Below are 26,459 nucleotides of genomic sequence, written 5' to 3'. Positions count from 1 at the left end.
ACCGAACCAATGAACGAAAGCAGGGAACATATCCGGAACAGGATGCTGCAGAATGCAGCGAAGATCTGGGGCTATCCGGAAACGGAGGAAGCATCAAATTTTGATCCGCTGGTAGGGTTGCTCTTATCGGTGAACGCCGCGGAACTGGAGCGGCTTTCCAACGAGATCTATCACTCCCGTAACCGGGTTATGGACCGGATCGTACAGCTGCTGGCGCCAGACGTGCTAACAGGACCAAGACTGGCCTCCGCCATTCTGAACGCCAACAGTCTTGAAGAAGCGGCCACCCTTTCTGTAAAAGAACAGTTCTTTATTACCCAGAATATCAGGAACAGCAGTGAAGAGGCCCCCAAAAGCACCGATATCTTTTTTACACCTACGGATCATTTCAGGATCAATAAATCGCGGGTGCGGTATGCTGCTACCGGAAACAAGATCTACCGCTATCCCGGAGGGGTCACCAAGGAGCTGATCGGGCTTGCGGAAGAGCAGCAATGGCTGCCGGCCTCAACGCTCTGGATCGCCCTGGATCATCAGCAACTGGATCTGAACCATACGCAGTTTTACTTCCAGTACCGCAGCGAGATTAATAAGGCCGTGTTTTATAACCAGCTGAAAAGTGCCGGCTGGAAAGTGAGCGGGCAACATCCCATCCACACACAGCGGGGCTATAATGTTGCCTCCAATACGCATCCGGACTGGTATGCTGCGCAGCTGATCCAGCAGGAGGCCAGCGCCACATCCCGCTATATCAAGCTGGTGAACGAATTATATGAGGAAGCGTTTGTCAGCATTAAGGACCCTGCTATGCTGCGCTATACTGCCACGGAAAAGGAGATCCCTGCCGAATTAAAAGACGTGTTTGGCAACAAAACACTTCAGGCGGTGAACGAGCCGCTCTGCTGGATCCGGATCACTTTTCCCGAAAATATCACCAGTTCCATGCTGGAGGATGTAAGCGTATTTGCCAACTGTTTTCCGGTGGTGAACCGGAGGTTGCATGAAATCACCTATCGCATCCAGGAAATGATCAACGTGATCCCCCTGCTTACAGACGCCGATCAGTTTTACGATCTGGCGGAGATCACAGATGAAACCGGCCGCTTTTTGCACATCCGCCAGAACACAGAAGAGGAACACCAGAAGATCAATATCCTTTTACGCAACGGAGGCGCCGGCCGTTTTGATGAGCGCGATGCAACTGTTGTGGTGGAAAACCTGGTACAGCTGCTAAGGGATGAAAGTGCCGCTTTTTCAAAACTGGGCAAGGATCTCATCTCGCAGGAGATCAAGAGCCTGCAGCAATCTATCGCAAAGATCGAACAGCTGGTGGGCGAAACAACCTCTAACCAGTCTGCATATACCCCGTACCTGATGGTGCGTAACCCTAAGCAGACAAGCTCCAAATTTTTATACATCCAGTACTGGAGTACCAACGGGTATGCCGCCAACGGCCTGCGGCCCGGTACCCGCCTGCAGCCATACAAGACCGGTTCTGTAAACCACTCTTCTGTGTTTTTGCTCACCAATACGCAGGGCGGCAGGAACCGGTTAAGCCAGGCGGATGCCGTGGTAGCCTATAAATATGCACTCCTGTCCAAGGACCGCATAATGAGCCGTAATGATATTACCCTGTATTGCCGGTTATTCCTGGGCTCAGCTGTAGAGGCCGTAAACGTGCAGAAGGGGTTCATGATTTCTGCAGAAACGACCAAGGGTTTTATGAAAACGATCGACGTTACCGTTACGGTAAAGCGGAAAGCATTCATTGAGGCCCGGGAAAAAGGAGAAGTGATGCAGTGGGAAAAAGAACTGGCGCTGCAACTGACAGAACGGTCCATGGCCTTTATTCCTTACCGGGTATTCATAAAGGAAGCATCTGATAAATGAAAAAGGAAGAAAAAATATACTATTTATCCAGGTGGATGGAGGGACGCGATGCCGATGTAAAGGCAGAAGTGCTGCTGAATCATGCACTGGAGAACGGTTTTCCTGCACAGGGCTATGTAACGCATAACAACGGGTATTTTTACAGGGATTTTGTAAAGGATGTTTATCATACGGATGTAATAGAAGATAACTGGTACCGGACCTTTGTGGAGATCGGATTGTCGCGTGCCGGCTTTTATGATATGCTTCCGGAAGCGCTGTTTCACCAGCCGGAGACCAGCGAATTCCGCGAGCGTGCCGGTGTGGCCGAGATGATCGACCGGTACAAGAAAAATCTTGCAAAGGAAAAGGAGAGCCGTAAATTCTTTCAGCCTTTCGAGAACGAGTTCTTTTATCAGCAGCTGATGCTGGAAAAGGAAGAGGTCAATTTGCTGGATGTTTTGAAGAGCAAGATACTGACCAGATATTTCCTGGATTTCTGGAACCTGCCTTCCTCATTGAAGCAGCATGAAGCGGCTTCATTTTTGCTATTGTTGCCCTATGCGCACCAGATCAGCGGTAACCTGCCGGTGATGGAATCCTGTCTGAAGGCGCTTTTGAATGAGCCGGTACAGATCGTCCGGAAAGAAGCGGGGGTGATCCGGGTAGATGATGCCGCCGGGCTGGGCAGCGGGGCGGGCCTTGGAACACAGCCCCTGGGCGATTATATGGTTTGCGGATCGGAATTTATGGAAGATTATCCTGTGCTGCAGTATAAGATCGGTCCGCTGCAGAACGGCAACGTGGGTGATTTTATCAATAATAAGGACAAGGACATCCTGATCCGGACCTTCAATGATTATTTTGCACCGGTAGAAGCGGATATAGAGATAGAGCTCCTTGTTGAGCATAAAACAGAGGGGATGTCTTTTGATGCCGACAGCGAAGTGATCCTGGGGTATTCATCGATTATGTAAACGGTTTTTTAATTAAGGAACAACAGAAATAAATGGAAAACTGGTTTTCGCCATCTTTAAAATCAGCGCTGCCCTACCTGGGGATCAGCTTTATCAGCATGTCTGTGATCATGGGGCTGATCGTTTCAAAAATAAGAGGGAGTTTTAAGCCCTTCACGAAACCTACCGTGTATTATATTTTACTGTATGCCGCGGGGTTTGCCATCATTGGCTTATTTTCCTGGTTCCGGTTCCTTGAAAGCAATACACAGCAATTCCTCCTTTTCCAGTTCTTTTTCCTGTGGCTGGGGATCCTGCATGTGTATACGCTTACCACAAGGTTGAAATGGGTGAATGAAAAGACCTACTGGGCAGAAGTTTTTCTTACACTTGCCATCCTGTTTATAGGAGGGCTCTGCTTTATGATGACCTACCGGCTGTTCCGCAAAGACGATATGGATGTAACTATGGTGACTTCCGGTGTGATCTTCTTCATCCCGCTGATCGTTTATTATACCTACCGGCAGGCCGTTGCCATCCCGTTCAAGATCCTTAAACAATGGCACTATCCAGCCCACATGGAGATTGCGGAGGTGGATGAGAAGAAACTGCGCAACCTGCTGGTGATCAGTTTTGAGTTCTATAAAAAAGGAACGGATAAGCATTTTACCAATTTCAGGGCCAAGGCGCCGGTCGATATGGAGTTTGGGGAGCTGTTCTATTATTTTATCAATGATTATAATGAACGCCACCCCGGATCCAGTATCGCCTATATCAATGACAAAGGAGCATCTTCCGGTTGGATCTTTTTTAAAAAGCCCAGGTGGTATACCTTATTTACAAAATATATAGACCCGGAGCGGACCATATTTATTAATAAAGTAAAAGAGAATGATATTATTATTTGTTCCAGGGTCTCCTGATAAAATACAAGGAATATGAATCGCACACAAGAATACAAACCCGTTAATTGGGTAAACGGGATGAAGATCAACAAGAATCATTTTATTGCCCAGCACTATGCCACCGTTTTTCAGCAGGCACTCAGCAATACCGTTTTTCTAAATGATCATAATTATGGCCTGCTGCCCATGAGCACTGCTATTGAACCGCCAAGGATATGGGTAAGTGTTGACAATATGCAGCATGTAAACGTGCGCATTATGTCCTGTACTGCTGTAACGAGGGGCGGTTATGTGATCAGGTTAAGCGCTGATTCTGCTGACAGCACCAACCAGCTCAGTGCAAAGATCCCCGGGCTGAGCGTACCGTTTAAGGACCTGCAGGGAAAATCGGAGGCATTCTATGTGATCCTCTCGCTGGACCCTTATAACCCGGTACCCTATGGTGCAGCGAACCCGGAAGAGCAGCCCATCCGGTTGCCCTTTACAGATCCGGCTTACACCGTATCGCTGCTTCCGGTAGCAGACACTTCACTGAATACCCTGGGCGAATTTCAGCTGCCTGTAGGTAAAGTGCTTGTTCAGGACCAGTCCGTATCACTGGAGGAGGATTATCTGCCTCCCTGCACGGCGGTGAACAGTCATGAAAGCCTGGTGCAGCACCACGCGGAAACAGAACAGTTCTTTGGCCGTATGGAGCTGAATGCATTGCAGATCCTGCAAAAGATCCTTCAGAAGAATCAGCAGAATGACCTGATAGACCCCGTGCGTAAACTAAGCGAAGAAGTACTGTTTTATGTTTCCCGGATTTACGGAACATACAGGCATGATGTGCTGTACGGTCCGCCGGTGAACCTGGTGGCTTCGGTTTCGGGGCTGGCGCGGACCATCAAGAATGCCATTGATATTTATACCGGATCCGCCAAAGAAGAAATGATCAATTATTTTACAGAATGGTGCAACGTGAACCAGGGCGAGCTGGAAGATGAAATTACCAGTATCACCAACTATCGCTATGATCATCTGAACATCCGGCAGGGGATCGACAAAAATGTAAAGTTCTGCGCGCTGATCCTCCAGCTGTTCACCAATCTTGCAGGATTGGATTATATCGGCAAGAAAAAGGAAACCGGGATTTTTGTAAAGGAAAAACTGGTGGTACCCGAAGAAGAGGTGCAGGCAAGAAAACGCGGTTTCTTCCTGGCGGATTAGTCCTTCATCATTAACTGGAATATAAAAACAGAAGAAAAATGTCGCAAATAGTTATCAATGCAAAAGAGCGCCAGCAGGCTTTCTGGAAGTTTTTGTTATTGTTCATACTGGCCGTGGGGCTGGTGTTGCTCGCCTTTTATTTCGATACCACGGTGCCTACAAAAGATAACCGGATGATGCGGCAGCAGCTGAATAACTTTAAGCTGCAGGAAGCGGCACAGGACCGTTTTGTGCAAACGATGGATGAAACAAAGAACCTGATCGATTCATTAAGAAAGCCGGGTGCGCAGAAGGCCTACCTGAACTCCCTTATCATGGAGAAGATCCGTACTTTGAACAACCTGCAGTACAAGGACAGCAGTATGTACTCCCGGTTAAATACCAATGTGATCGATGTGTTTCAGCGGTACCTGGAGGCGACGAATAAAATAACGGATATTGGTGATATGCCGGCAGAAGTGGAAAAGCTGAAGGCGGATAACGCGCAGCTCAGCCGGGATCTTACGGACTGCCGGACCCAGATGAATAATTTATTGACCACACCCCGTTAAACGCGGGAAGCTCTTTGACTTAATTTTTTGCTACTTTCCTGGATTTGTTAACGATCAGCCGGCCGGACGCCACATAGCGCGCAGCCCAGTAAGATTTCCGGAGGCTTTCGATCGTAACACCCCTTGATGCCGAATTGACAAACCGGCCGTTGCCCAGGTACAGGCCCACATGGGTAATGGGGTTGCCGGGTATGGTCTTAAAAAAGATCAGGTCGCCTTCTGCCAGTGATTCCCAGCGGGCAAAGCGTTCTACATTGTCGGTAAAGTATTGCTGGTAGGAGGTCCGGGGTATATAAATATCGTATACCTCGGCCAGCAGGCGTTGCATCAGCGCTGAGCAATCGATGCCCCGTTTTGTGGTTCCGCCCCACTGGTAAGGTGTATTCAGCCATTCATCAATGAAACGGTAGAGACGCAGGTTGGTGATGCTGTCTGCCGGCACCTGCAGGTATTGGGCGTATTTGTCCTTCAGCAGCGAGTCGGACCTCGACAGGGCTGGCTTTCCGGTATTGCTGACCTGCATTGCGGGTGTAGTTCCGGAACTATCGCGGCCCGGGCGGCTGTTGTTGATGTATAATGAGGTACTGTAGTCCGGGGCAACCGGCTTTTTGAAAAGTGTACAGCTGCACAGGATCAGGGTGATTAACAAGGTGCCGAATATTTTTCGTGGTAACATGTAGCAAAATTAAGTGCTTAAACTAAAAATCTTTTGTAAACAATAGAAAATCGCAAAACCATTTTATGCAGAAAAAACAATTTATGGTTTTTCGTTTGGATGACAATGTGATCATCACGCTTTTGGCAGTGTGCATCCTGGCCTCCCTGGCCTTTGTGGTGCGGTTCAGGAACTATAAACCCTGCGCTGATTTTATGGTGAAGACCGTAGGCACGGACCTGCGTGTAGGTACCATTGTGCGGTTTGAGACGGATGCCCGTGATTTTAAGCGCCTGCACTGGGATTTTGGCGATAACCAGCGGAGCGTTACCGAAGTAGCCTCTGTGATGCATTCATTTGATGCTCCCGGAGAGTATACCATTACCCTGATCGCCGACGGAAAATGCACGGAATACAAGACCATTACCATTTACGACGCCCCCGAAATCGTTGATTCTACATTAATTGCAAAAGTGGTGATGCCTGCCACCGCAGAAGTGGATGTGCCGGTACTGTTCAAGGATACTTCTTCAAGGGCCAGCAGCTGGGAGTGGCGGTTTGGAGAAACCGCAAATGTGGACGGTAACCTCCGGAACCAGTATTACACCTATAAAACACCCGGTTGGAAGACCATTTCCGTGGTGATCAACGGGAATCTGAGAACGCCCCTGGTGCGAAAGATATTTGTAACGCCCAAGGCCCCGGTGGAGCAGCCGCGGGCAACCGCCGGCAATCCCGGGCCCGTGATCCGCCCCCGGGTAAATGATGACCCGCAAACGGCGCCCCTGCCACAGCAGCTGAACCCGGCTACCCCCGCCCAGCCAGCCCAGGCGCAGGCCCCGGAACCGGTAGTAATGTATCCCGATGTGGCCGCGGCAGACTTTAACCAGATGCTCCGGAATTCTGCCGGAGGAAAACGGCCGATTTCCACCTTTAGTAAATACTTTTGTGAAGGGAACATGAATACGACCGTTATCCTGAACGGGAAGGCCACAACCTTCCAGCAGTTCTTCGAAAAAGTAGCGGCTGTGAAAAAAGGCGATAAATTGTCATTGACCACCACCCTGTATAAAAATAAACAGACCAATTGCGTAAATAAAATAGATGTGATCGGGAAAGTGAAGACGGGAATGCTGGGTATGTCATGGAGGGATCTTTAAAATATTTTTTAAAAATTAACCAACCAAAATGCAGTTCTCAACAACGCTTGAAAAAGCAACGCAGATCGCCAAAGCTATTGCTAAAGAAAACATGCACAATCGTTATTCAGCTGCACATCTGCTGAAGGCGCTGCTGCATAAGGATGTGGAGCTGGACCCGGTGCTGGTGCAGGCAGATGTGGATGTGTATTACCTGGCCGATTGGGCAGATGTCCGCATAGAAGCCTGTCCGAAATCAGCCAGTTTAAAAGATGATATCCCGGCCGCGGATGATATTGCCGCCCTGCTGGATGATGCGGATCATATCCGGCTGCAGACCGGCGATGATATCATTGAGCCGATCCATGTGCTGGCCTCAGTGAGCACACCAGGGATCGCGTTTTCCTTTGATCAGCTGAAAACGTTCCCGGTACAGCGGCAGCAACTGATCGACCTGGCCTCCGTTTCCGCCGGGGGAACGCAGCTGCTCAATGAACTGCAGCAGGCGATACAGGGCACAACGGATGAAGGCTCCGGGGGAAAGAAGCAGGCGCTGCAAAAATATACCATCGATAAGACCCTGATGGCGGCCGAAGGAAAACTGGACCCCATTATCGGCCGGGAGCAGGAAGTACGGATGATGGCAGAGATCCTGAGCCGGCGTACCAAGCCCAATGTGCTGCTGATAGGGGAGCCGGGCGTTGGTAAGACCGCGCTGGTCGATGGTTTCGCCATTGCCATCCGGCAGGGCCAGGTGCCCGCCTTTTTGAAGAACGCCCGGGTTTTTGAGCTGAATAACGGGGCAATGGCTGCCGGTGCATCCTATAAAGGAGAAACAGAAGAGCGCCTGAAATCGGTCCTCAGCGAAATAAAACAGTTTGAGAAAGGGATTTTGTTTATAGATGAGATCCATGTATTGCTGGATAAGAATGGCCCCTTTTCCGGGGCTGCCAACCTGCTGAAGCCCGAGCTGGCCAAGGGAGCCATTACCATCATTGGTGCCACTACCATTGACGAATACCGGAAAAATTTTGAACGGGATGAAGCCTTTGCAAGAAGGTTTGAAACGCTTACAGTTGAAGAGCCGGGTACTGTTGCTGCCTTCCGGATGATGAAAGTGGTAATACCCCTGTATGAAGCTCATCATAAGATCAGTGCCCCGGATGAAACATTGCAGGAATCGATCCGGCTGGCCAAACGTTATATCAAGGACCGGCGTTTGCCGGATGCAGCCATTGACCTGGCAGACCGCTCCATGGCGGCCCTGCGCCTGGTAAAAGATACCGGTGTGCCTCTGCTGGAACACCGCAAATCGGAATACGAAGCGCTGAAGGCGGATGCAGAAACACCGGTAGCGTTAGCGGAGTTTCAGTGGCATTACCAGCAGCTGAAGCATGGGATGAGCCCGGTGATCTGGAGCGCAGTGCCTGCTTCAGACGATCCCATGGCCATGAAAACCACGGATGCGATCATAACATACCTCGATCTTGTTTACGAAACACTGAAACCGCTGGTGGAGCAGGACCGTACGGAACTGGATAAAAATGATGTGATCTCCATTGTAGCCGATAAAACAGGCATTCCCCTGGGAAAGATCCAGGCGCAGGAAAAAGAACGGCTTCTGAATATTGAAGAGATCCTGCAGCAACGGGTTGTAGGGCAGGACCATGCGATAAAGATCATCAGCGAATCCATTTTGGAATCGCGGTCGGGCCTGGGAAAGCCCGGGCAGCCTATCGGGTGTTTTTTCTTTTTAGGACCTACAGGAACCGGGAAAACAGAGCTGGCCAAATCGCTGGCGGATTTCCTCTTCCAGGATGAGACCAATATCATCCGGTTTGATATGTCTGAATTTAAAGAAGAACATTCTGCCGCATTGTTGTATGGCGCCCCTCCGGGATATGTGGGATACGAAGAAGGAGGCCTGCTCGTCAACAAGATCCGGCAACAACCTTACTCTGTGGTCCTGTTTGATGAGATCGAAAAAGCACATCAGTCTGTTTTTGATATTTTTCTCCAGCTGATGGATGAGGGCAAGATTCATGATAAACTGGGCAAGGAAGGCGATTTTTCCAACTCCCTGGTCATTTTTACTTCCAATATCGGCAGCAAACATGTGGTAGACTCTTTTAACAGCACCCAGGCCCCGCCAGACCCCGTAAGCCTGCTGAATATCATGAGCAATCATTTCCGGCCGGAGTTCCTGGGCCGTCTTACGGAGATCGTGCCATTTGCGCCCATGAAGGAGCAAATGGTGGAGCGGATCCTTGATATCCATCTCAGATCGCTGTATGCAGCACTGGAAAAACAGCAGATCCGTATCGAGATCACGCCGGAGGCCAGAAAAAAACTGGCCATAATGGGCTTTACCCCCGAATATGGCGCCCGCCCGCTTCATGGAGTGATCCGGTCCCAGATCCGGCGCCCCCTGTCCAAAAAGATCATTTCAGGAGAGCTGCCACCGGGCTCGGGGGCAAAATTGACGTTGGTTAACGGGGAGCTGGTATGGGAAAACATGCCGGATTAAGCCGGAAGCCGTGTCTGGGCGCGCATCCTGGATCCCTGGTGCATCGCTATTTCCGGGTATATTTAATAATTATTTATTACCGGATTGTATTTATTTTTTAGATTTGTTTTGAAATTTATCATTATTTTTGAAAGAAGCTGACTCAGAAAAATACGTCGAACGGGGTCTTGTAACCGGCTGAGGAAATTTTGAGCGGTGCCTTATAAAAGAAAATAAGATTTTTAGACCTGTAAAATTAATAGCTATGCCTTTAGAACCTTATGGTATTGGTGGTACAGAAGTAAAAACGGATGCATTTGAAGCTTTTGCAGACATACCTCAGAACCGTGTTTTACTCGCCGAAAAGTTAACCGATCTTCCTCCCGTTAAACCCGAAATTGTACAGGGACTGACCAATATTGATGCGGTGTTCAATCATTTTGCGCCGGCCGTTTCAATGGATTTTGAAACCGAAGAAGGAGCTACCCGCAAGGAAGATCTGCATTTTAAAGGCCTGAGTGATTTTGGAGCCGGTGGTATTACCCACCAAAGCGGTTACCTAAGCGAGCTGGATATGAAACGCCAGCAGTACCAGAAGATTGTAAAGCAGTTAAAAACCAATAAATTGTTGAAACAGGCGCTGGCCGATAAGGAAACAAAGGAAAACCTGCTGGCTGCATTAAAAGTGTTGATACAGGAACTGGATGGCTCGAAATAAATGATTTCTATTGACCTATTTTTTGATTAATTCATATGGCAACTGCTCAAAATAATTTGACCCCGGAAGAACAAAGTGTTCAAAAAGAATATAAACAGCCAGAGGTACGGGAACTGGGGTCGCTGGATTCTCATTTACAGGCCCTGGCACGGCTGGGTGGTTTTGACCTGCTGGAATCGGCGATCGATAATGTACAGAACCTGAACCCCGAGCGCAAAGCCCGGAAAAAGATCTTCCTGGAAGAATCTTCAAAAAAAGCCGACCGGGCCGAACTGAAAAAAACACTGGAGTGGTGGATCGATGTGCTGGGTAAAACCGATGACCTCAGTGAAATGGTGAACGACTGCGAGCATAAGGCAGAAACCGCTGAAAACACCCTGAAATCCAATCTGAAAAAAGCGCTGGAACGCACCCAGGAGCTGGAACGGTCTTACCGTTCAGTAGCTCTTTTCTACAAGAATACTGAAAGCCAGAAGGTTAAGAATATTTCTATTATGAATGCGGAGCTGGATCAGCTAAAGGATCTGGATAATACCCGCTTTGTCGATTATGTACAGGCCGAGCTGGTCAACAATTATGACCGGCTTGATCTGCGTAATAACTATGGTATCCTGGTGCTGCCGGGTTACCTGGGCTCTAACAAGGTCGTGGAAAAATGGGCCAAGATCGCGCATGATAATAAAGTGATGCTGGTAACGGATTTTGAAAACCTGGATACGCCCGATGATGTGATGGAGCTGTTTGAAGCAGCCAATCTTACCGGTGGCGACCCATACCGTTCCAATGTGATCATGGCCTGTAACTGGCTGGTAGGCCGGGGAAAAGTGGATGCTGTAGGGGAAGAGGATCATCTGTATGTACCACCTTCCAGTTCACTGGCGGGTAAAATTTACTATACACTGATGTCGCAGGTAACCGCAGGGAAGAAATATGGAAGTATGAACGAGGTGGATGGCGTAAAGTTTGATCTCAAAAAAAGTGAGATCGCATCGCTGGAAAAACTGGGGCTGATCCCCATGGCAAAAGAGTATGGAAAGGTGATGGCCTTTTCTGCAAAAACCCTTTTTAATGGGGATAATATCGGCTTGCAGACCTATTCGGTTGTCCGGGTATTTGACTATGTGGCTAAGGTGATGATGGACTTCCTGAACCGCCGGGCTTTCGAAAATTTTAATGCCAACACCCGTAAAGAACTGAACTCCCAGATCGTCAAGTTCCTGGATGGTATTACAGGGCCCAGTAAGCTGATCGAGAACTTTACAATCAAAAGATTTGAACAGGACCCGGTTCAGAAAGACCGGATCCATTTGGATATACATTTAAAACCCTATTTTCCGGCTAAAACGTTCCTTATTAAGCTGGAGGGCCAGAAGGGAGAAGACCCGGATGGTGTAGAATGGATGTCGAAATACGAGCAGGAGGGGAAATAAGCATTGCAAAAGATTTTGAGGAGCTACCAGAAGGAACAAAACCCGGCATACAACACAAAGTGCAGAGGAGAGGAAGTGTTGTTGTATGCCCCGACCCCGTTTTTTTATTTATAGTTTTTATACTTTTTTTTTTTTAACCTAAAATGTACAGTTATGTCATTTAAAGCACAATTAGATGTGGCTGGTAAAAAGGTAAACGTTCTTGACATGAACTACGCCCTGAACCAGGAAACAGACGCGACAGGCCGTCCGTCGTCCATCACCCGTGGGGGAAAAATCACGCTAACCGTTGAATCAACCGGAGAAACCAATTTCTTCGAGTGGATGTGCAACAATTTCGAAAGAAAAGATGGTAAGATCGTTTTTACAAAAAGAGACTCGGATGCGACCATGAAGGAGTTGAACTTCAAGGAAGGATACCTGGTACAGTATCGTGAAAACTTTAATTCCACCAGCGATAATCCCATTACAGAAACGTTTACGATTTCTGCAAAAGAAATTTCAATGGGTAATGCTTCTCATGTAAACCAATGGGCGGTTTAATGCCGGCCAGAATTCCTCAAGCTGATTCAGCGTTTACCTCAATTTGAATCATAACCCGGTCCGGTATCCGGATCGGGTTATTTAAACTGTTATCTATGTCATTTCTAGCAAAATTTACGGCCGATGGCGAGGAGTTAACGGTGCTTAGCTGCCGTTTCCGGTTTTCCCAGGAAACAGACCGTACCAACCGCCCTACCTCCATCCCGATGGGAGGAGTTATTGATATTACCATTGAAAGTAATGGCAACACCAACCTGTTTGACTGGATGATCAGCTCTACACAGACGAAAAGCGGAGAAGTGGTCTTTTACAGGCGGGACAGTATGAGCAAACTAAAGACATTGAAATTCAGTGATGCTCATTGTATCGATTACCAGGAAGCGTATAATCATGATGGCGACTACCCGATGCAAATATCCATGCAATTGAGCGCAAAGGAAATAAGACTGAACGACTCGACCTACAAAAATAACTGGCCGGACGAAGCCTGACCGGTGTTGGCACCTTGTTGAATAGAAGTACTATACCGGAACGTTTCCAGGGAGTACTTTTATTTTTTTGCCGGTATCAACCTGCCCGGTAAAACCGTTTTTCCAAACCTTCCGGTGATCATGAAAAACATCGCTTTACCTGTTTGTTTCAGTTGGCTTTCTTTGCATATAGTGCCAGGGCGCGGGTCGGGTAATTCCCCCGAAGCCCGCCGGGCCGCGGTACGATCCATGCCGGATATTACAGGTGTGTGGATGACGCGGGATATTCCGGGGCCGGTACCCCTGCTCGAGTTCCGTGAAAAAGACACCGCCATTTACTACTCCCGGGGAGATACCGTCCTGTATTTTTTATACAGGGCAGAACCGGACAAAATAGTGCTCCGGACGCCTGATGGGCAAAGATCCTATAACGACCCCATCCTGGTGCTCAGCGATACGGTGCTTGTAACCGGAAGTGTGGCCGGCATCAAAGGTAGACATGCCTTTTTCAAAAGCAGCCCTTAACACCGGCAAAGCAGTGCAACCTGCGTCAGCAAAGAGGATCGCTTATCAGGTGCCGGCGGCAAAGAAGAGCTCCCTGGCCAGTATAAAAAGCCCCATCATAAAAATAAACCAGCCAAACAGGGGTTTTAGTTTTTCGCCATCGATCTTCCGGGAAAAATAGAGCCCGGCAAACATGCCGGCGATAGCTGTGGCCGCAACCGTTATGAGGATCCTTTGATCAAAAGCCACTTTGTTGATAAGATCGCCGGTGAACCCGCTTAGTGAATTGATGGTAATGATCAGCAGCGATGTAGCAATGGCATTCCGCATGCTCATTCCGGCATAAAAGATAAGGACCGGGACGATCAGAAAGCCACCGCCGGCGCCCAGGAAGCCGGTAACGATCCCGATCAGCGCGCCCAGAAGGAAAAGCCGGCTGACTGATACTTTGCCCGATACCGGTGAAAAACGGAGGATCATGGAAAACGATGCAGCGATCATAAGCAGGGAAAACAGCAGCATCATCAGCAAATGCTTGGTAATGAGCATCCCCCTGTCAGCAATAACTTCGGGAACGGAGGGTAACAGGTACTTCCGGGAAAGGATCAGGCTGATAATGGAAGGAATGGCGAAGTAAAGCGCTTCCTTTATTTTAAGATTGCCCACCCGGTAGTGATTCCTTACAGCAATGGCCGATGTAATACCCACAATAAATAGGGAATGGGTAGTGGCCTGCTCCGGCGTTTGTTTAAAGAAATAAACAAGTATGGGTATAGCCAGTATAGAACCCCCACTGCCAATAAGACCCAGGGAAACACCGATCAGTAATGAGCATATGTAACCAATAACTTCCAATTAAAAAGAGGAATTTTCGCAATATCGGAAGAATCTCCCGTTTGAAAAAGCAATCTACCGGGGTGGTAGAATGGTTTCTGGCTCTGTTTCACAGGTCGCTCCCGTCGCCAAAACGAAGATCTGTTACCAGCCCTTTTTCCGTTTTCAATTAATAGGAGGATGTACTTCCGGCTTTTCATTTTCTTGATCGGGCGCTCTTGTTTAATAGAATGAGGCCTGGAAGTATAAAAAAAGGCTACCCTTTGAGGCAGCCTCTTTGCGGAGACGGCGAGATTCGAACTCGCGATACAGTTTCCCGTATACACACTTTCCAGGCGTGCTCCTTCAACCACTCGGACACGTCTCCGTTTATATAACTTTCCCCTCTTTCAGCCGCAGATCCCGTTCAATTTCGGGGCCTGGCCATCAGGAGGGCTGCAAAAATACGGGATCTGTTGCTATAAAGCGAATAATTTTTTTGCATTGGCAGTGGTGACCGCGGCAATTTCATCAGGATCCGTTCCGGTTACCTCTGCCAGCTTTTGTGCTATCTGTGGCAGCCAGGCCGGCTCATTTCTTTTGCCCCGGAACGGAACCGGGGCCAGGTAAGGCGCGTCCGTTTCCAGAACCACATGATCCAGGGGGAGCTGCTTCATTACCTGGTCCAAACCTGACTTTTTAAAGGTCAGTACACCACCAATGCCCAGGTAAAATCCTTCCTCAATGATGGCCATTGCCTGGGAAATACTACCCCCAAAACAATGAAATACCCCGCGCAACCCGTGGGGCGTGTATTTTTTTATGATTGCAATGCAGTCGTCGGTCGATTCTCTGCTGTGAATGACGACCGGAAGCCGGTATTCGAGCGCCCACCCGATCTGGCGCTCAAATGCTTCAATCTGTTGTTCTTTAAAGCTCAGATCCCAGTAGAAATCGAGGCCTGTTTCGCCGATCGCAACAAACGGGCGCTGTTTGAGAAGCACTTCGATCCGGTTAAGCTCTTCCTGGAGATCTTCTTTCACAGAGCAGGGATGCAGTCCGATCATACTGATACACCGGCCGGGATGATCAGCTTCCAGCTCCAGCATAAGCGGATGGGTTGCACTGTCAATGGCTGGCATCAGGATGGTGGAAACAGAGGCCTCAAAAGCGCGACGGAGCATTTCGGGCCGGTCATTATCAAATTCCTTACTGTATATATGCGAATGGGTATCAATAAACATTACTCAGGCCGGGTTTGTTAAAGTGGCAATATTAACCAATATTTTTTTGACAAAGTGTTGAAAACAATCTACCTTCACCCCTAAGTTTTCATAGGGTACGGATTAAAAATCGGGCTTGGGTATTCACCCGGGCCCTGTTTATTATTGTTGAGATCCGTCTGGTAATGCTTCAAATGTAAATCCCCTTTCAGAAAAATATTGCAATACCCCCGGAAGCGCAAAGGACATGTTTTTAAACGCTTTTTCACTATCATGAAAAACGATCACCGATCCGCTCCGGGTATTTTTCAATACATATTGCAGGCATCGTTCTGGTGACAGGCTGCGATCGAAATCGCCGCTGAGCACGTCCCACATAACGATGCGGAATATTCTCCCCAATGCTCCCCGTGTTAAAAGCCGGCCCTGTTCTTTACGGATGCGGCCATAAGGCGGGCGAAAAAGACCGGAGTCGATATGACCGGCGGCCTGCTGCACATTCTCCAGGTAAAGCCGTGTGTCTGTTTTCCAGCCGTTTAGGTGGTTATGTGTATGATTTCCAATAGCATGCCCCTCTTTTTGAAGTGTTTCATAAAGCTCCTTTTCGGCTACAACGTTTTTTCCAACGCAAAAAAAACTGGCTTTGGCTCCCCATGACCGCAGCTGTTCCAGCACAAACGGAGTAGCTACCGGGTGCGGTCCATCGTCAAATGTTAAGAAAATCTTTTTTTTGGATGCCGGCAGGTCCCATATATAGTGCGGGTAGATCTTTTTTAACAGCCAGGGAGTTTTTACAAAATACATACAATCAATAAATATAACATTAAATTCAAAGAGTGCCGGTTTTTAACAGGAGCTTAATTCTTTAAAGGGCCGCCGTATTATGGAATTTTAAAATTTTGTATCTAATTAGAAAAATCAATAAATTGCCGCTCCTCATCAACGATATGACTGTAAAATCAAACGAAGATTATGAAAGGCGAAGGAATAAACAGGTTGCGGGCATGCGATCCGTGCTGGATTATGCGATGGGTACAGTGATCATCTTTGTGGGCATATTTTTATTGGTGCGGCACCGGTTTGACCTGGCCTTGAATAAACGGTTTCCGCCAGACACAATAGATTTGTTGTTAGGAGCGTTGTTTGTTGTTTATGGCAGCTGGCGGATTTACAGGGGATACAGGAAAAATTATTTTAAATAGAGAAATGAGCAGGTTACGCTTCGTAATATTAGGTTCTGTGCTGGTGATGATGGTGGTGGTCTTCTCCTGCTCATCGGGTAGCGGCGGGGCCCGGCAGTTTACCGACACGCCTAAAAAGGGAAGGATCACCATCAGTGCCGATGAATCCTTCCGGCCTATTGTAGATGCATTGGTTCAGGTATACGAGTCCAATAACGACAGTACAAAGATCAATGTTCAGTACAAGCCGGAGTCCGAATGTGTGGCCGACCTGTTTAATGACAGTATCCGCATGGTGATTTCTACGGTAAAGCTGTCGGATGAACAGCTTCAGTCAGTTGTAGATTCCCTGCACCTGGTGGTAAAACAATTGCCTGTTGCGCGGGATGCAGTTGCTGTTATTGTAAATCCTTCTTCCAGGGACACCTTACTGTCGATGGAGGAGATAAAAATGATCCTTACCGGAACATATACGAAGCCGCTGAAACCTGTTTTGGATGGATTGTCCGCCACCAGCACGGTCCGCTTCCTGCTGGATAGTGTATTAAAGGGACAGAAGATGACGTCTGATGCGATGGGGGCCAATACCAGCGATTCGGTGATCCAGTTTGTTGCCGGCAACCCCAATGCCATCGGTTTTATTGGGGTAAGCTGGATCGGGAATAAGGATGATGCCGAACAGTTAAGCTTTTTAAAAAAAGTTAAGATTGTGCAGCTGGAAAGCAGCGATAAACCCGGCAGGTATGTCTTACCGGTACAGGCAAATATCTATACCAAGCGCTACCCGATGACAAGAGACCTGGTGTATATATTGAAAGAGGGACATAGAGGATTGGGCACAGGGTTTGCAGAATTTGTGGCAGGGGAGATCGGGCAGCTGATCTTTAAACGGGCGTATTTAATGCCGGGACGGCGGAGTTTTCTCATCCGGCCGGCGCAAACAAAAGAATAGAATTTAAAAAAGGTTATATTTACAAATCTATTATTTACTGGTAAAATAAAATTAGAAAAATGATCAACAAAAAACTCCGCCTTTTAGCACTTACAGCAGTCCTGGGGGTAGCAGTAAATGCGCAGTCCATACAGGATGGTGTAAAAGCATTGTACTCGGGAAAAGTGCTGGGGGCAAAAGCAATTTTTGAAAAGCAGGGCGATAAACCAGAAGCAACCTACTGGCTGGTTCGTGCAGATATTGAGAACCAGGATAAAGCGGGCGCACAGCAGGCGCTGGATAAGGCCCTGGCTGCAAAGCCCAATGATGCGTGGCTGCTGGCGGCAAAAGGCCAGTTGCAGCTGATAGCAGGAAAAGCAGATGAGGCCAAGCAAAGCTTTGATGCAGCGTTAGCCGCCAGTAAAGGCCGTAAGGGGAACGATCCGGAGATCCTGAATGCGGTGGGTGCTGCTATTGCCAAGGAATATAATAATATTGATAAGATCGGCGATATCAACTATGCCGTTCAGAAACTGGAAGAGGCAAAAGCGGAAACCGAAAAAACAAAGAATAACTGGCTGAGGGCGGATATCCTTACCAACCTGGGTGATGCTTACCGCAAAGCAAAGCCAGGTGATGGTACCGCTGCGTTCAGCGCCTACAGTGATGCTGTGGCTGCAGAGCCTTCGTTTGCAAAAGCATACCTGAAAAACGGGCTGATCTTTAAATCGCAGCGGAACTATGATCTTTATTTGCAGAATATTGATAAAGCTATTGCTGCTAATCCCGGTTATACGCCCGCCTATGATGCGTTGTATGAACATAAAATAGGTACCGGAGATTATGCAGGTGCCAATGCCGTTGCAGACAAGATCATTGCCAACTCTGATCCCAGCCCCTGGAACGACTATTATAAGGCACAAACCTTTTACCTGGAGAAAAAATACGACCAGGCGATCACCTCCGGTACCGGCATTCTGCAAAAAATGGGAGATCTTGTTAAGCCGAAATTGTACAAACTGTTAGCATGGAGTTATGTGGACAAAGGAGATGCTAAATCGGCCCTTCCCTATATGGAGAAATTCTTCGAAAAGGCAGATAAGGATGACCTGGATCCGCTGGACTACAACCTGAAGGCAACCGTTTATGCGGCCACTCCCGGTAAAGAAAACGAAGTGATGCAGGCTTATGAAGAAGGGCTGAAGGCAGATACCACGGTTGCCGGCAGGGTAAAAATGCTGCAGGAAGCTGCCAAGTTCTTTGCAGATAAGAAACAGTATGGCTTGCAAGGCGATATGCTGAGCAAGATCCTTGAGATCAAGCCTAATCCCACTATTAACGACTTTTTTGATGCAGGTTACCGCGCATACTTTCAGGGAAAGGAATATGAAAAGTCCTGGAAAGTATTCGATGCTATGCGCACCAAATTCCCGGATGTAAACTATGGCTATCTATGGGCGTTTAAAAATAGCCGTTTCTTCGATTCTGCGAATGCAAAGAATATCCTGATCCCGGATGCAGAAAAACTGGTAGCATTCTCTCAAAAGGACACTGCAAGGGATGCTAAGATCAACGCCTTTACTGCAGCCTCAGTGCTATCCACCTACTATGTAAATGAAAAAAGCGATAAGGAGACCGGGTTGAAGTATTTGAATGTGGCACTGGAAAATGCGCCGAGCGACGATATGAAGCAACAGGTACAAGGGTACATTGACCAGGTAAGTAAAATGAACTCCAAACCGGCGGCAGGTAATGGCCAGGCGGCGGGAACCAAGGATACTACGAGCGCTACTCCACCCAAAAAGGATACTACCGGCGGTCAGAAATAACGAAACCTATTTTTATCTTAAAGAACAGCTCCGGATTTTTTCGGGGCTGTTTCTATAATTGGTAAGTTCGAATTATTGCTAATGTGGAATAGGATTTGTCAATGCAGGGAAGGTTATGGGGTGGGGCCTTCAATAAAGAGCGCCCGTCAATCGAGAGACGAGCGCAAATTGTAAGTGTTAAAGTGATAAAATATCAATCTGACTATACGCTGCAAAAGCAGGGTCCTCCGGGAACACTGTTTCCATCCGGATCGATCATCTCAGATTTACAGGTTCCTACAAATGTTTCTGTATGTCCAAGGACAGTAACAGTATGGGAACAGGAGGCGCCACAAGGGCAATCTCTACCACTGCCGCCACTACCGCCACTGCCATTTCCCCCCAAAATCTTTTTCAGCTGTTCTCTTGTTAGAATCTCCAAGGTCCCCGATTCCGTCAGCCTTAATTTTAGTTTTTTCATGATTGTAACATTTAGAATAAAAAAATTTAATTGACAACACGAAAATTGAATACTTCCGTCCAATATAAGTAGATGGGGGGTGTTTAACGAATGTTTAACATTTTTCAAAGATGTTTTTATCGGAAAAACAAAGATTATTTGCCTCTTGACCGATATTACTCAATTCGGCGCGGCTTAAGAGTTGTATTTTTGAGAACGAGATTTCAGGGATCTTTTCATCATCATCATAGTAATAAGTTTGAAAATTCCTGCTATACTTGATAGGGTAACCTAAGTCTTTCATGTCTTTTATAATATTCATTAAATGACTGCGACTTAATCTGTTTTTTTCGGCGAACTTTTCAGGAGTACCTGTAGCTTTTTTACGTATCAGGCAATCGACAAATATTAATCTTTTCAACTGGCTTAAAAGGGACATAAGCAATGATTTTGGTATTGTTTTCCATTAACAGATTATTAAGGTACAAAAGTTTTTGAACAGCTCCGGATTTTTTTCGGGGCTGTTTGCTTTTTAACCCTTAAAAAAAGGATTTGTTAAATGGTTACCTTATTTTTGCTTATTGCGTAATTGAGATGGTTAACTTAGCGATACAGACGAATTTAGACACTTCAGGCTCTTACCTGCCCATAGGATTACAGATCTTATTTGCGGCAGGAATGATTGTTACCCTGATGGGGGTTACCCACCTGCTGGGCCCTAAAAGAAGGACTGCGGATAAACTGCAAAATTTTGCCAGCGGTATTGAATCGCATGGAGAGGCCCGGCAGCCCATCGCGATCAAATATTTCCTTACGGCCATTCTTTTTGTGTTGTTTGATGTGGAAGTGATCTTTTTTTATCCCTATGCGGTAAATTTCAGAGAGCTTGGCTGGGAGGGGTTTTATGCGGTACTGCTATTTGTGGCGTTTTTCCTGTGCGGATTTATTTACATTATCAAGCGCGGAGCCCTGAAGTGGGAAGATTAAAGAGGGTAATTTGAAAATACGCTGGTATCTCAATTGCCATTTTCGAAGCTCTAATTTTTCCGAAGGTTCATAGAACCGCTCCGGTAGTCCATCAGACAAATTTTCAAATTGATTTATGAGACCTGTGTCATTTAATATTAAGAAAAAACCGCTTGAGGCCGATATCAGCATGGTGAACATGCCGGAGGGGCACCAGGGACAGGGTTTTTTTGCAACAACGCTGGACAGTGTTATAGGACTGGCGCGTAAGAACTCTCTTTGGCCGCTTCCCTTTGCCACGTCCTGCTGTGGTATTGAATTTATGGCTACCATGGGGGCCAATTATGACATTGCCCGTTTTGGCAGTGAGCGGGTAGGCTTTTCTCCCCGCCAGTGCGATCTGCTGATGGTAATGGGTACCATTGCAAAAAAAATGGGGCCGGTGGTTAAACAGGTATACCTGCAAATGGCCGAGCCCCGCTGGGTCATTGCCGTAGGTGCCTGCGCCAGCAGTGGCGGCATCTTTGATACTTACAGCGTGTTGCAGGGTATCGACCAGGTGGTACCGGTGGATGTATATGTTCCCGGTTGCCCCCCGAGGCCGGAAGCTATTTTAGATGGCCTGATGCGCATCCAGGACCTGGTAGGAAGGGAAAGCCTGCGCAGAAGAAATAGTGAACAGTATAAGGCGTTATTGGAAAGTTACGGGATACAATAGTATGAGATTTTTAGTATGGGGTATTTCAGACACAGGGTGTCCGTCTGAATACCGGGTACTGAATACCTAAAGTCTTTTTATAATGGCATTGACCAACGAATATATAAAGGAAAAACTGGTTGAGAAGTTTGGTGACCAGGTTACGGATTTTGAAGAGCCGTATGGGCTCCTGACCTTCCGGTCCGACAAGGATTTAAACCTTAAAGTACTAAATTTCCTGGTGGAAGAAGATACGCTGCAGTTCCGTTTTCTTACGGATATCTGCGGAGTGCATTACCCGGATCATAAAGGACAGGAAATTGCAGTGGTGTACCACCTGCACAACCTGAAAGAGAATGTGAGGGTCCGCTATAAAGTATTTGCCAGTGTTGCGCAGCCGGATGTGTATACGGCAACCGGCCTGTTTGCCGGGGCCAACTGGATGGAGCGGGAAACCTACGACTTTTATGGCGTAAACTTCGTTGGTCATCCCAACCTGAAGCGGATCCTGAATGTAGAGGAAATGGATTACTTTCCCATGCGGAAAGAATACCCGCTGGAGGATCAGAGCCGGATTGATAAGGATGATGAGATGTTTGGAAGGGCTGGTTTTTAAAAACGAAGTAAATGATCAGGATATTTGGCTGGATACAATCGAACCGGTTTTTGCTCGCCCTGATGGGATGCGCAGGTTCCCTGTTGCTGATCCTGCTAAGCAAATCAGCAGCGGTAGCCGGTTTTGCAGAAGGATTTGGCGCAGCCGCCCTGGTTTATCTGGTGGGGTTAAGTATTTCAAAGGCCCGGCGGTCAAAATAACAAAGAACTGAAGAGATAACGCCCCGGCGGGCGGCAAAAATAGAAAGAAGGCAGGTTAATTTTTGAATATCGATTATGAGCGACAACGTATTACTACCAAGTGGTAGTATAGAGAAACAAACAACTACACTGAACCTGGGTCCCACGCATCCGGCTACCCATGGGGTCTTCCAGAACATTATTGAACTGGATGGTGAAAAAATTGTTGCTGCTGATTCTACCGTAGGGTACATCCACCGGGCTTTTGAAAAGATCGCAGAACGCCGCCCCCTGTACCAGATCACACCGCTTACAGACCGTCTGAATTATTGCTCGGCCCCTATTAATAATATGGGCTGGCATCTTACCTGCGAAAAATTATTGAACGTTCAGGTGCCCCGGCGGGTAGATTACCTGCGGGTGATCATCATGGAGCTGGCGCGTATTACAGACCACCTCATCTGCAATTCCATTATGGGAGTGGATAGCGGCGCCTATACCGGTTTCCTGTACGTAATGCAATACCGTGAGCTGGTTTACGAGATCTATGAAGAGATCTGCGGCTCCCGGCTTACCACCAATATTGGCCGTATCGGCGGCTTTGAAAGAGATTTTACCAATACAGCCTTCGAAAAGATCGAACGCTTTTTGAAGGAGTACCCGGCTGTACTAAAAGAATTTGAGAACCTGTTTACCCGCAACCGGATCTTTATGGAACGGGCAATAGGCGCCGGCCCCATCAGTGCGGAGCGGGCCCTGAACTACGGATTTACCGGGCCCAACCTCCGGGCCGCGGGCGTGGATTATGATGTGCGTGTGGTGGCCCCATACAGCCGTTACGAGGAGTTTGATTTTGAGGTGCCGGTAGGTTCCACTGGGGATTCGTATGACCGCTTCCTGGTGCGTAACGGGGAAATGTGGCAGAGCCTGAGTATCATTGAGCAGGCCATGCAAAAGCTGAATGATCTCAAGGGAGAGGAAGCAACGGTATACCATGCGGATGTACCGGAGTACTACCTGCCGCCCAAGAAAGATGTTTATACGAAGATGGAGGCCCTGATCTGGCATTTTAAGATCATCATGGGAGAAATTAATATGCCGGCGGGCGAAGTGTACCACTCGGTGGAAGGTGCAAACGGAGAGTTAGGTTTCTATTTTATCAGCGACGGGGGACGTACACCTTACCGCGTACATTTCAGAAGACCCTGTTTTATTTACTACCAGGCCTATGCCGAAATGGTAAAGGGCGCCATGCTGAGCGATGCGATCGTTGTAATGTCGTCCATGAACCTGATTGCAGGTGAAATGGATGCCTAATGGATTTAATAATGGAGCAAAAGATAATGATACAGTTTTCTCAGGAACAATTGGAAAAAGTGAACCAGATCATAGCCCGGTACCCGGAGGGTAAGCAAAAAAGCGCCCTGCTTCCGGTATTGCACCTGGCGCAGGAAGTGTTTGGCTGGCTGAGCACGGAAACCATGGACTATGTGGCTGCACTTTTACAAATTGAACCCATAGAAGTTTATGAGGTGGCAACGTTTTACACGATGTACAACCTGAAGCCTGTAGGGAAGTATGTATTTGAAGTGTGTCAGACCGGCCCCTGTATGATCCAGGGTAGCGATGATATCATAGCGTATATTGGCGAGCGGCTGAATATAAAACCCGGTGAAACCACGGAAGACGGTCTGTTTACCTTAAAAGTGGCCGAGTGCCTGGGTGCCTGCGGGTATGCACCCATGATGCAGGTGGGGAAGTTTTATAAAGAGCACCTCACAAAAGAAAAAGTAGATGCCATTATTGCTGAATGCAGGAATAATGTATCCGTTAATAATTAAAAGAAACGGCGATGCAGGCGATCACTCCTTATCTGAACTTTAACGGCGATGCAGCGGAAGCGCTGGATTTTTATGCGGCAGCCTTTGGTGGACAGATCGTGCATTGCCAGACATTTGGTGAGGCCCGGGCCGATTTCCCAAGCCCGGATTCGCATAAGGATAAGATCATGCATGCCCTGTTCAGCGCAGGCGAACTGAACTTCATGGTAAGCGATTGTGCACCGGGTACAGCGCCTGTAACCGCCGGATCAAATATAAGCCTGGCACTGAATTTTACCGACGAAGCATCGGTTACCGGGGCATTTGAGGCGCTGGCAGCCGGTGGAACCATCACCATGCCGCTCCAGGATACGTTCTGGGGAGCAAAATTCGGTATGGTAACGGACCGGTTCGGTATCAGCTGGATGTTCAACTACGATAAGCCTAAGCGTTAGTTGTTTTGCAACTGGCCCTGGGAAAAGGATAAAAACAATGAGCAGTCAAAAATTACTTTTAGAGAACGCACATATTGAAGGCATCCGTTATTATGATGTGTATCGTAAGAACGGGGGCTATCGCAGTGTGGAAAAGGCCCTGAAAATGGCGCCGGATGAAGTGGTAGAGGAAGTAAAGAAAAGCGGTCTCCGGGGCCGGGGCGGAGCGGGGTTCCCTACCGGTATGAAATGGAGTTTTATCGCCAAGCCGGAGGGCGTTCCCCGTCACCTGGTTTGTAATGCGGATGAAAGCGAACCCGGTACTTTTAAAGACCGCTACCTGATGGAGTTTCTGCCGCACCTGCTTATTGAAGGATTGATCGTGTCCAGCTATGCGCTGGGCTCCAATGTTACGTATATCTATATCCGGGGAGAATATGCCTGGATCCCGGATATCCTGGAGCAGGCCATTGCCGAAGCAAAGGCCAATGGCTTCCTGGGTAAGAATATCCTTAACTCGGGGTTTGATTGTGAGATCTACGTACAGCGCGGTGCCGGAGCCTATATCTGTGGTGAGGAAACCGCCCTGATCGAATCGCTGGAAGGAAAACGGGGCAACCCGCGTATTAAACCGCCATTCCCGGCGGTTAAAGGAGCCTGGGACCGTCCTACGGTGGTGAACAATGTAGAAACTCTGGCTGCCGTAGTACCCATCATCAATATCGGCGGTGAAGAATATGCTAAGATCGGTGTAGGCCGGTCAACCGGAACAAAGCTGATCTCTGCCTGCGGCAATATCAACAAACCCGGGGTTTATGAAATAGACATGACCATTTCCGTTGAGGAATTTATTTATAGTGATGAATGGTGCGGGGGTATTAAAAGCGGCAAACGGCTGAAAGCCTGTATTCCGGGCGGGTCATCGGTACCCATCCTGCCGGCTAACCTGTTGCTGAAAACAGCAAAAGGGGAGTCGCGGATCATGAACTACGAAAGCCTTTCCGACGGCGGCTTTGCCACAGGTACCATGATGGGGAGCGGCGGATTCATCGTGCTGGATGAGGACCAGTGTGTGGTAAAACATACCTACACCCTGGCGCGCTTCTATCGTCATGAAAGCTGCGGGCAGTGTTCGCCCTGCCGTGAAGGTACGGGGTGGATGGAAAAATTATTGCTGCGTCTGGATCAGGGGCAGGGTAAGCTCAGCGATATTGACCTGTTGTGGGATATCCAGAGCAAGATCGAAGGAAATACGATCTGCCCGCTGGGTGATGCGGCTGCATGGCCGGTGGCGGCAGCAATCCGTCATTTCCGGGATGAGTTTGAGTGGCATATTACCAATGCTGCAGAAGCACAGACACGGAACTACGGACTGGCACATTACGCAGATCCGTTGCCGGTATCGGAGCCTGTGGCGGTGTAAGGTCGTTTCTCGCAAAGCCGCAACGTCAACGCAAAGAATAAAAGGTATGACGGAAAATGAATTAGCGAAGATTGCGGTTGATTGCTGTTTCAAAATTCACAGTCAATATGGACCGGGATTATTTGAAAGCGTTTACGAGGAGATCTTTTGCTATGAGTGGCAAAAAACGGGGATAGGGTTTAAAAGGCAGCAGGGAGTGCGATTGATACACGAGGGAATAGATATGGGAATTGGTTTTATCCCTGATGTAGTAATTGGAAATAAAGTAATTCTGGAATTTAAATCGATCGAGGCATTGGCAGATGTACATTATAAGCAGGTGCTAACATATCTAAAGTTAACAGATTTGAAGCTGGGGCTGCTAATCAACTTTAATGTACCGCTGATTAAAAATGGTATGCATCGTATTGTAAATAATTTATAAAATATTGGCGTCTTGGCGAGGTCCTGGCG

At 47.9% G+C, this 26,459-nt stretch carries 29 protein-coding genes and 1 tRNA gene; 24 read left to right on the top strand and 6 right to left on the bottom strand.

What is annotated here, in order from left to right; genetic code table 11:
• Positions 1–9: 9 nt before the first annotated feature.
• The 5 genes from BLS44_RS17110 to tssO are packed head-to-tail and all read left to right on the top strand — an operon-like array spanning position 10 to position 5,490.
• Entirely contained in the window at positions 10–1,890 is a 1,881-nt protein-coding gene (locus tag BLS44_RS17110) for a type VI secretion system baseplate subunit TssF (protein WP_090391444.1), read from the top strand.
• Positions 1,887–2,846 carry a hypothetical protein gene (locus tag BLS44_RS17105; protein WP_090391443.1) on the top strand — a complete coding sequence of 320 codons (960 nt, stop codon included), beginning with the start codon at positions 1,887–1,889 and terminating at the stop codon, positions 2,844–2,846. The genes BLS44_RS17110 and BLS44_RS17105 overlap by 4 nt, the downstream gene beginning before the upstream one ends.
• 32 nt (positions 2,847–2,878) lie before the next feature.
• Positions 2,879–3,748 (top strand): TssN family type VI secretion system protein, encoded by an 870-nt coding sequence (locus tag BLS44_RS17100; RefSeq protein ID WP_090391442.1) that lies wholly within the window; start codon positions 2,879–2,881, stop codon positions 3,746–3,748.
• Positions 3,749–3,763: 15 nt separating this feature from the next.
• Complete coding sequence (locus BLS44_RS17095; RefSeq protein WP_090391441.1) at positions 3,764–4,939, top strand: hypothetical protein; 1,176 nt, start codon at positions 3,764–3,766, stop codon at positions 4,937–4,939.
• A 38-nt stretch (positions 4,940–4,977) separates the two neighbouring features.
• The gene (gene tssO / locus BLS44_RS17090) at positions 4,978–5,490 is read left to right on the top strand and encodes a type VI secretion system TssO (RefSeq protein ID WP_090391440.1); all 513 of its coding nucleotides are present in this window, start codon (positions 4,978–4,980) and stop codon (positions 5,488–5,490) included.
• Positions 5,491–5,509: 19 nt separating this feature from the next.
• On the opposite strand, the gene BLS44_RS17085 is transcribed toward tssO, so the two are convergent.
• On the bottom strand, positions 5,510–6,166 hold the full coding sequence (locus BLS44_RS17085; protein WP_090391439.1) for a C40 family peptidase: 657 nt from the start codon (positions 6,164–6,166) through the stop codon (positions 5,510–5,512).
• A gap of 65 nt (positions 6,167–6,231) precedes the next feature.
• Between BLS44_RS17085 and BLS44_RS17080 the strand changes: the two genes are divergently transcribed.
• The 7 genes from BLS44_RS17080 to BLS44_RS17050 all read left to right on the top strand — a co-directional run bounded on the left by BLS44_RS17080 (position 6,232) and on the right by BLS44_RS17050 (position 13,476).
• Complete coding sequence (locus BLS44_RS17080) at positions 6,232–7,305, top strand: PKD domain-containing protein (RefSeq protein ID WP_090391438.1); 1,074 nt, start codon at positions 6,232–6,234, stop codon at positions 7,303–7,305.
• A 28-nt stretch (positions 7,306–7,333) separates the two neighbouring features.
• Positions 7,334–9,811, top strand: coding sequence for an ATP-dependent Clp protease ATP-binding subunit (locus tag BLS44_RS17075; protein ID WP_090391437.1), 2,478 nt, complete (start codon positions 7,334–7,336; stop codon positions 9,809–9,811).
• Positions 9,812–10,055: 244 nt separating this feature from the next.
• Positions 10,056–10,508 (top strand): type VI secretion system contractile sheath small subunit, encoded by a 453-nt coding sequence (locus BLS44_RS17070; protein WP_090391436.1) that lies wholly within the window; start codon positions 10,056–10,058, stop codon positions 10,506–10,508.
• Between the two features lie 35 nt (positions 10,509–10,543).
• Complete coding sequence (locus BLS44_RS17065) at positions 10,544–11,938, top strand: DUF5458 family protein (protein ID WP_090391435.1); 1,395 nt, start codon at positions 10,544–10,546, stop codon at positions 11,936–11,938.
• Positions 11,939–12,091: 153 nt separating this feature from the next.
• A complete protein-coding gene (tssD, locus tag BLS44_RS17060) occupies positions 12,092–12,481 on the top strand; it encodes a type VI secretion system tube protein TssD (protein WP_090391434.1) in 390 nt (129 codons plus the stop codon).
• A gap of 95 nt (positions 12,482–12,576) precedes the next feature.
• Entirely contained in the window at positions 12,577–12,972 is a 396-nt protein-coding gene (gene tssD / locus BLS44_RS17055) for a type VI secretion system tube protein TssD (protein ID WP_090391433.1), read from the top strand.
• A 120-nt stretch (positions 12,973–13,092) separates the two neighbouring features.
• Positions 13,093–13,476: a hypothetical protein gene (locus BLS44_RS17050; RefSeq protein WP_143019821.1), complete on the top strand. Its 384-nt coding sequence runs from the start codon at positions 13,093–13,095 to the stop codon at positions 13,474–13,476.
• A gap of 45 nt (positions 13,477–13,521) precedes the next feature.
• On the opposite strand, the gene BLS44_RS17045 is transcribed toward BLS44_RS17050, so the two are convergent.
• From BLS44_RS17045 to BLS44_RS17030, 4 genes are all read right to left on the bottom strand, one after another.
• Complete coding sequence (locus BLS44_RS17045) at positions 13,522–14,310, bottom strand: sulfite exporter TauE/SafE family protein (RefSeq protein ID WP_090391431.1); 789 nt, start codon at positions 14,308–14,310, stop codon at positions 13,522–13,524.
• 259 nt (positions 14,311–14,569) lie between these two features.
• Positions 14,570–14,656: transfer RNA gene (locus BLS44_RS17040), tRNA-Ser, on the bottom strand.
• Positions 14,657–14,747: 91 nt separating this feature from the next.
• Complete coding sequence (locus tag BLS44_RS17035) at positions 14,748–15,512, bottom strand: TatD family hydrolase (RefSeq protein ID WP_090391430.1); 765 nt, start codon at positions 15,510–15,512, stop codon at positions 14,748–14,750.
• Between the two features lie 141 nt (positions 15,513–15,653).
• Entirely contained in the window at positions 15,654–16,295 is a 642-nt protein-coding gene (locus tag BLS44_RS17030) for a polysaccharide deacetylase family protein (protein ID WP_090391429.1), read from the bottom strand.
• 95 nt (positions 16,296–16,390) lie between these two features.
• Here BLS44_RS17030 and BLS44_RS17025 point away from each other — a divergent pair, with 95 nt between their 5' ends.
• The 3 genes from BLS44_RS17025 to BLS44_RS17015 are packed head-to-tail and all read left to right on the top strand — an operon-like array spanning position 16,391 to position 19,432.
• On the top strand, positions 16,391–16,693 hold the full coding sequence (locus BLS44_RS17025; protein WP_245729248.1) for a hypothetical protein: 303 nt from the start codon (positions 16,391–16,393) through the stop codon (positions 16,691–16,693).
• A gap of 4 nt (positions 16,694–16,697) precedes the next feature.
• Positions 16,698–17,624: a PstS family phosphate ABC transporter substrate-binding protein gene (locus BLS44_RS17020; RefSeq protein WP_090391427.1), complete on the top strand. Its 927-nt coding sequence runs from the start codon at positions 16,698–16,700 to the stop codon at positions 17,622–17,624.
• Positions 17,625–17,683: 59 nt separating this feature from the next.
• Positions 17,684–19,432 (top strand): tetratricopeptide repeat protein, encoded by a 1,749-nt coding sequence (locus tag BLS44_RS17015; protein ID WP_090391426.1) that lies wholly within the window; start codon positions 17,684–17,686, stop codon positions 19,430–19,432.
• Between the two features lie 554 nt (positions 19,433–19,986).
• Here BLS44_RS17015 and BLS44_RS17010 read toward each other — a convergent pair.
• Positions 19,987–20,310: a hypothetical protein gene (locus tag BLS44_RS17010; RefSeq protein ID WP_090391425.1), complete on the bottom strand. Its 324-nt coding sequence runs from the start codon at positions 20,308–20,310 to the stop codon at positions 19,987–19,989.
• Between the two features lie 155 nt (positions 20,311–20,465).
• Here BLS44_RS17010 and BLS44_RS17005 point away from each other — a divergent pair, with 155 nt between their 5' ends.
• The 9 genes from BLS44_RS17005 (at position 20,466) to BLS44_RS16965 (ending at position 26,430) form a co-directional block, all read left to right on the top strand.
• Positions 20,466–20,858, top strand: a complete 393-nt coding sequence (locus BLS44_RS17005) for an NADH-quinone oxidoreductase subunit A (protein ID WP_176954459.1) — start codon at positions 20,466–20,468, stop codon at positions 20,856–20,858.
• A 115-nt stretch (positions 20,859–20,973) separates the two neighbouring features.
• On the top strand, positions 20,974–21,555 hold the full coding sequence (locus BLS44_RS17000; RefSeq protein WP_218127771.1) for an NADH-quinone oxidoreductase subunit B: 582 nt from the start codon (positions 20,974–20,976) through the stop codon (positions 21,553–21,555).
• Positions 21,556–21,637: 82 nt separating this feature from the next.
• The gene (locus BLS44_RS16995) at positions 21,638–22,150 is read left to right on the top strand and encodes an NADH-quinone oxidoreductase subunit C (protein WP_090391423.1); all 513 of its coding nucleotides are present in this window, start codon (positions 21,638–21,640) and stop codon (positions 22,148–22,150) included.
• 11 nt (positions 22,151–22,161) lie between these two features.
• The gene (locus tag BLS44_RS16990) at positions 22,162–22,350 is read left to right on the top strand and encodes a hypothetical protein (protein ID WP_090391422.1); all 189 of its coding nucleotides are present in this window, start codon (positions 22,162–22,164) and stop codon (positions 22,348–22,350) included.
• Between the two features lie 75 nt (positions 22,351–22,425).
• Complete coding sequence (locus BLS44_RS16985; protein WP_090391421.1) at positions 22,426–23,646, top strand: NADH-quinone oxidoreductase subunit D; 1,221 nt, start codon at positions 22,426–22,428, stop codon at positions 23,644–23,646.
• 11 nt (positions 23,647–23,657) lie between these two features.
• Positions 23,658–24,170, top strand: a complete 513-nt coding sequence (locus BLS44_RS16980) for an NADH-quinone oxidoreductase subunit NuoE family protein (protein WP_245729247.1) — start codon at positions 23,658–23,660, stop codon at positions 24,168–24,170.
• A gap of 11 nt (positions 24,171–24,181) precedes the next feature.
• Positions 24,182–24,604, top strand: coding sequence for a VOC family protein (locus BLS44_RS16975; RefSeq protein WP_090391420.1), 423 nt, complete (start codon positions 24,182–24,184; stop codon positions 24,602–24,604).
• A gap of 37 nt (positions 24,605–24,641) precedes the next feature.
• Complete coding sequence (gene nuoF, locus BLS44_RS16970; RefSeq protein WP_090391419.1) at positions 24,642–26,006, top strand: NADH-quinone oxidoreductase subunit NuoF; 1,365 nt, start codon at positions 24,642–24,644, stop codon at positions 26,004–26,006.
• 46 nt (positions 26,007–26,052) lie between these two features.
• Positions 26,053–26,430, top strand: a complete 378-nt coding sequence (locus tag BLS44_RS16965; RefSeq protein ID WP_090391418.1) for a GxxExxY protein — start codon at positions 26,053–26,055, stop codon at positions 26,428–26,430.
• The last annotated feature ends 29 nt before the right edge of the window (positions 26,431–26,459 follow it).

Origin of the sequence: Niabella drilacis (genome assembly GCF_900101395.1) — a bacterium.
In the GTDB taxonomy this organism is placed as follows: domain Bacteria; phylum Bacteroidota; class Bacteroidia; order Chitinophagales; family Chitinophagaceae; genus Niabella; species Niabella drilacis.
This window is presented reverse-complemented; position numbering and strand designations above follow the sequence as displayed.